Raw genomic sequence first — 1,141 nt, forward strand, 5'->3', positions numbered from 1 at the left:
AGTCTTCCCTTGTTATTGTGTAGCCAGAATGCCGCAAAACTTCCATGCCTAAGCGAACTGTTGAGAGTACGTTTCGATTTCTGACTGTGTTAGCCTGGAAGTGCTTGTCCCAACCTTGTTTCTGAGCATGAACGCCCGCAAGCCAACATGTTAGTTGAAGCATCAGGGCGATTAGCAGCATGATATCAAAACGCTCTGAGCTGCTCGTTCGGCTATGGCGTAGGCCTAGTCCGTAGGCAGGACTTTTCAAGTCTCGGAAGGTTTCTTCAATCTGCATTCGCTTCGAATAGATATTAACAAGTTGTTTGGGTGTTCGAATTTCAACAGGTAAGTTAGTTGCTAGAACCCATGGCTCCTTTGCCGACGCTGAGTAGATTTTAGGTGACGGGTGGTGACAATGAGTCCGTGTCGAGCGCTGATTTTTTCGGCCTTTAGAGCGAGATTTATACAATAGAATTTGGCATGAGATTGGATTGCTTTTAGTCAGCCTCTTATAGCCTAAAGTCTTTGAGTGACTAGATGACATATCATGTAAGTTGCTGATAGGTTTCCAGTTTTCCGCTCCTAGGTCTGCATATTGTACTTTTCCTCTTACTCGACTTAACCAGTACCAACCCAGCTTCTCAACGGATTTATACCATGGCACTTTAAAGCCAGCATCACTGACAATGAGCGGTGTGGTGTTACTCGGTAGAATGCTCGCAAGGTCGGCTAGAAATTGGTCATGAGCTTTCTTTGAACATTGCTCTGAAAGCGGGAACGCTTTCTCATAAAGAGTAACAGAACGACCGTGTAGTGCGACTGAAGCTCGCAATACCATAAGTCGTTTTTGCTCACGAATATCAGACCAGTCAACAAGTACAATGGGCATCGTATTGCCCGAACAGATAAAGCTAGCATGCCAACGGTATACAGCGAGTCGCTCTTTGTGGAGGTGACGATTACCTAACAATCGGTCGATTCGTTTGATGTTATGTTTTGTTCTCGCTTTGGTTGGCAGGTTACGGCCAAGTTCGGTAAGAGTGAGAGTTTTACAGTCAAGTAATGCGTGGCAAGCCAACGTTAAGCTGTTGAGTCGTTTTAAGTGTAATTCGGGGCAGAATTGGTAAAGAGAGTCGTGTAAAATATCGAGTTCGCACAT

General features: G+C 45.0%; 1 protein-coding gene. It reads right to left on the reverse strand.

The window, feature by feature from the left end; translation table 11 throughout:
• Positions 1-1,141: IS4-like element ISVsa5 family transposase (locus tag J3U63_RS13200; RefSeq protein ID WP_001443860.1), on the reverse strand; the 1,141-nt coding region annotated here is incomplete at its 3' end.

The organism is Gilliamella sp. B2838, assembly GCF_026536185.1.
Classification (GTDB): domain Bacteria; phylum Pseudomonadota; class Gammaproteobacteria; order Enterobacterales; family Orbaceae; genus Gilliamella.